The sequence below is a fragment of the Psychrobacter sp. SHUES1 genome (genome assembly GCF_001652315.1).
Lineage (GTDB): Bacteria > Pseudomonadota > Gammaproteobacteria > Pseudomonadales > Moraxellaceae > Psychrobacter > Psychrobacter faecalis.
In genome coordinates this window covers 1-4865 of record NZ_LXWA01000104.1, presented here as the reverse complement: position 1 = coordinate 4865, position 4865 = coordinate 1, and the positions used below count along the sequence as shown (strand labels likewise).

The following is a 4865-nucleotide window of genomic DNA, read 5'->3' as shown; positions in this document are numbered from 1 at the left end:
CACTGGTAGTTCTGCTTGCCATAGCTTTTTTTGCCGTGTATCGAAAAACTGGGACTGTGACAGTCGGGGCAATTGATCTGTATTTGTGTCTTCATAACCTCAAATATATCATCTTGCTTCGGCTGTCACCCTTCCTTTATTACCCCAGCATACTTTTTGATACACCATCAAAAATTTTAATGGCTTTTTTTAATCAATTTTTTTAATGTCCTTTTTTATTCACTTTGATGCGCCGCTTGCGGATGAGTCTCAAAATCCGCCAGCATCTGTGTGATACGCATATCTTTTTGACGCCAAATTTGCTCGACCCACTCAAACATTTGCGCTTTAACGGTCTCATCGTTTTCGTAGCCGCCGCCTTGAATACCGGCAAACAGCGCATCGGGTATGGCAATATGGCGGACATCGACGCCTAAGCGTTTGATATTGCCTTTCCACAAATCGCCATAGGTTGGCACGCCGTCAGGGTAGACGATGGTCATATCTAAGATACCATCGATATCAGCGCCCAAGGCGTTAATCGCCAGCGACAAACCGCCAGCGCGCGGTTTTAATAGATGGGTATAGGGTGAGTTTTGTTTATCATGTTTTTCTTGGGTAAAGCGCGTGCCTTCCAAATAATTCAACAAGGTAAACGGCTTGTCCTTTAATAATGCACAAGCGCGCTTGGCTTCTTCGATATCTTTGCCTTTAAGCGCTGGGTTTTTAGCAACTGCTTCTTTAGAATGGCGCCGCATCATTGGAAAATCTAAAAAGTAAAATGCCTGCCCAACGATAGGAATATAGATGAGCTCAAACTTGGTGAAAAACCGGGTCAGTGGTAAGCGTTTTTCACTAATGTATTGCACGATGCTGGTATCGACCCAAGACTGATGATTGCTGACCAGCAGATATTTGCCGTCCATATGTACATCATCCGGCAATTGAATACGCCAATCCTTACGCGGTAATATGGTATCAATCAAAGCATTATTGCTACCAATCCAGTGCTCGGCAATCTTTATTACCGTCCTATCAGCGATAGGAGCGCCCGTGATAATTTTGCCAACGCCCATAAGCCATAATGGAATACTGCCGCCAAAACTATTGGCAGCGATGACTCCGGCCGCTGTGGTAAGCGACATTGCTTTGCCAAGTTTTGGCGCGCGTTCGTGTATTTTTTGCATCGCAGCGTTCAAGCGCATGTCTTATTCCTTACTATTTGCTCGTTAATCGTTTCACTATTATGGTTAAACCGGTGTTTTATATCATCTCAAAAATACAGCTAATTTTTCTAACAAGTTTTAGCAAATTATAATCGCATTTTATCTAATAAATTTTAGTACTAATATTAGGTAAGACCTAATTTTAGTCCAGTTATTATTCGGCTTTTTAATTCGTAAAATGTTTCTACCAAAGTTTTTATAAGATAATGTTAGCAGAAAATAATTAGAGTGTACGACTGTAAACGTGACTTGCGGTAACAAACAACGCGCTTTTATAAACACTAGACTATAGATACTTATGCACTTTCCATACATAGATGTGACAAAATATTACACACAAATAGACGGTAATTGCCATAATAATAGTAAGTGTGAATAAACAAATAAACAGGTTTGTTGACGCATATTCGTGACAAGCAATATCTATAAAAACACCGTTTATTTATCGATACCTATATTGATAGCCCATTTTTTCAACTTAAGAGGACATATTATGCGTAATACATTAATGGTTGCAGCATTGGCATCAGGCTTAGCATTGAGTGGCTGTACGACTGATCCAAACACTGGACAGCAACGTTTAAATAAAACTGCTATCGGTACGCTAGCGGGTGCAGCTGGTGGTGCCACTATCTCAAAAGCAACAGGCGGTAGTAAAACTGGTCGTGATGCGGCTATCGGTGCAGCATTGGGTGCAGGCGTAGGCTACTACATGGAGCGTCAAGCGAAGCAGCTAGAGCAGCAAATGGCGGGTACTGGCGTTACGGTTACCCCAAATGCAAACGGTAACATTGACTTGGTTATGCCAGGTAATATCACTTTTGCCTTTGACAGTGCTTCGTTGAACCCATCGTTTAGACCAACGCTTGATAAGCTTGCGGCAACGATGAATGAATATAACCAAAATACAGTTACGATTGCTGGTCATACCGACAGTGTAGGTAACCCATCTTATAACATGAACTTGTCACGCGATCGTGCCAACTCTGTGAGAAATTATCTGGTTAGCCGCGGCGTAGCTTCTAACCGTATCAACGTAGTTGCTTATGGCCAGACTCGTCCAATCGCTGATAACAATAGCGATTATGGTCGTCAGCAGAACCGCCGCGTTGAGCTAACGGTAAATGCACCAAGCAGCGTTCGTTAATCGCTACTGATATTTAAAATATAATGTAAATTAAAAAAGACCAACGCAAAGTTGGTCTTTTTTTGCTTGAAATTCGTCTAATATTCAAAAAATTATATTTGATAATAGTTATCAATAACATTATAATTTGCAGGGATTGAATTTTGTCAGCCTTTAACGGGCGTTTAAATTTAACTAGGGTTTAAATGGATTTTATCTTATTGAAATTATAAGTCTTTAAGCTTTCCTTTTATCACTTTATCTTTTGTCATTTTATCTAATGTATCTCATCGAGGACGTGTATGAATATCAGCCCAGCGACAAGCCGTAAAATTTTACCGACTACTTTAGCTGCTGCATTGGCAGGGATACTGCTAGTATCAGGATGTACCAAACAGTCTGATGAGACCACAGCGTCAGAGGCACAAACCGACGTCCAAGCAACCCAAAACAGCGATAACAAAACGTCTTCGGCTGCTGATCAGGCGCATATCGATCGATTGTTGATTAGCTATGCTGATATGGCGCACGCCGCCTATAAAGATTCTTTAGAAACGGCCAAACTTTTACAAACAGCAGTGAATACTTATGTAGACACGCCGACCCAAGCCAATCTTGACGCTGCAAAGGCTGCCTATAAAGCCGCGCGTCAGCCATATTCACAGGCTGAAGTGTTTCGCTTCGACGAAGGCTTTGTGACCGCTGATGATAAACGCGCACTTGGTAGCGTTGATGGCTGGGAAGGACAGGTAAATGCTTGGCCGCTAGATGAAGCCTTGATTGACTATGTTAGTGACAGTTATGAGGGTGAATATAACAGTCAGGACAATATTATCAATAGCAAGAGCATCACGGTTGGTAGCATCAAGCAAGATACCAGCACCATTACGCCTGACTTGCTGGCTGAGATGAACGAGATTGGTGGTAGTGAGGCTAATGTCACTACCGGTTATCATGCGATTGAGTTTCTGCTGTGGGGACAGGATACCAATGGCGTTGGTGAAGGTGCAGGTAATCGTCCGGTGAGCGACTATATAACGACCGAGGGCGAATGTACCAGCGGCGATACGACAAACACAGATGCGAGTATTTGCGAGCGCCGTGGACAGTATCTAAAAGCGGTTACCCAGTTATTGATCAATGATTTGACCGCGATGGAAGCCCAGTGGCAACCTGATAGCGAAAACACCTTACGTAGCGATATGATGGCCCGTAAAGACAAAAACGGTCTGCGTCAAATCATGTATCAAATGGGCAGCTTAGCACTTGGTGAGCTAGCTTCTGAGCGTATACAGGTGGCGTTCGTCACTGGCTCTACCGAAGATGAGCATGAATGCTTTAGTGATTTGACCCATTTGAGCTATGCCAATAATGCCCGCGGTATTCAAAATATCTTTAATGGCGGCTATAAAACCGTCGCTGGCAAGACAGTGGGCGGTTATGGACTAAAGAATTATCTTGTCGATACCGGCAATAAAGAAGCGGCTGATAAACTTGCGACTGATTTTGCTAACGTAGAAGCGGCGTTTAAAGTCATCGTTGAAAAAGCCGAGAAAGAAGGCATCAAGGTCGATCAGATGATTGCAACCGTAGGTCAAGCCAGCAAGCACGGTATTTCTGCTGAAGAGCAAAACAAACGCCGCGGCTGGATTGAAAGTAGTATCACAAGCTTACAACAGCTAACCGATGGTATCGAAAATGCAGCAAAAGCCGTTGGCATTGATAATTTAGACGCTGATGCAGGTTCACAGTTTTAAATAGTGCTTATTTAAAAGAGCGCTTATTTAAAAGAGCGCTTATTTAAAAGGACATCTATTTAAAATGGTGCTTTTGGTTTTAATTTAGGAAGCCTTAATAGCCTGTATTTATGTGCCTGATGAGTCGTTATCAGTGAATGAGAATTATTTTTATAGAAAAATAATTTAGGTATAATATACACGTTGTCGACCGCTGTTGGCAGCGTGTTTTTTTATAGCGCAGCAATGATTTATCGAATTGAAATATTGGTGGTGTGTCAGAAAGTATGCTGAGGAGATGAAAGGAGGGTGACAGCCGAAGCAAGATGATATATTTGAGGTTATGAAGACACAAATACAGATCAATTGCCCCGACTGTCACAGCTCCAGTTTTTCGATACACGGCAAAAAAAGCTATGGCAAGCAGAACTACCAGTGCAAGGACTGCAAACGTCAATTCATTGGCGACCATGCCTTAACTTATCATGGCTGTCACTCTAAAATAGAAGACATCATACGGCTAATGACGGTTAGAGGTTGCGGCGTCAGAGACATAGCCGTTATAGCCTCTATTAGTATTGGTAAAGTCCTTAGCACCATAGGCTCATCGGTCTATAAGATTACACCTAAAAAGCGCTATTATGAACGCTTAGAGGTTGATGAGTTCTGGACTTACGTATATCGCAAAAAGCGTAAAGTTTGGCTTATTTATGCTTATGACCGCGCTACCAATGAGATTGTTGCTTATGTTTGGGGCAAACGTGACCTGAAAACAGCTAAGAAGCTAAGAGCCCGTCT

The 4865-nt window shown here is 42.4% G+C and carries 4 protein-coding genes; 3 read left to right on the top strand and 1 reads right to left on the bottom strand.

Going from position 1 to position 4865, the window contains the following annotated elements:
• Window positions 1–215: 215 nt before the first annotated feature.
• Window positions 216–1184: an acyltransferase gene (locus A7325_RS12525; RefSeq protein WP_068408639.1), complete on the bottom strand. Its 969-nt coding sequence runs from the start codon at window positions 1182–1184 to the stop codon at window positions 216–218.
• 514 nt (window positions 1185–1698) lie between these two features.
• On the opposite strand from A7325_RS12525, the gene A7325_RS12520 reads away from it, so the two are divergent.
• The 3 genes from A7325_RS12520 to A7325_RS13805 form a co-directional block, all read left to right on the top strand.
• Window positions 1699–2352: an OmpA family protein gene (locus A7325_RS12520; RefSeq protein ID WP_068408637.1), complete on the top strand. Its 654-nt coding sequence runs from the start codon at window positions 1699–1701 to the stop codon at window positions 2350–2352.
• Between the two features lie 281 nt (window positions 2353–2633).
• Window positions 2634–4088, top strand: a complete 1455-nt coding sequence (locus A7325_RS12515) for an imelysin family protein (protein ID WP_068408635.1) — start codon at window positions 2634–2636, stop codon at window positions 4086–4088.
• A 322-nt stretch (window positions 4089–4410) separates the two neighbouring features.
• Window positions 4411–4865, top strand: a 455-nt coding sequence (locus A7325_RS13805; RefSeq protein ID WP_156508557.1) for an IS1 family transposase, incomplete at its 3' end; no start/stop codon positions are given.

Excerpts from the sequence above, each read along its gene's own strand:
- A7325_RS12520 (WP_068408637.1), top strand. The coding sequence starts at position 1,699 with ATGCGTAATACATTAATGGTTGCAGCATTGGCATCAGGCTTAGCATTG.
- A7325_RS12515 (WP_068408635.1), top strand. The coding sequence starts at position 2,634 with ATGAATATCAGCCCAGCGACAAGCCGTAAAATTTTACCGACTACTTTA.
- A7325_RS12525 (WP_068408639.1), bottom strand. The coding sequence starts at position 1,184 with ATGCGCTTGAACGCTGCGATGCAAAAAATACACGAACGCGCGCCAAAA.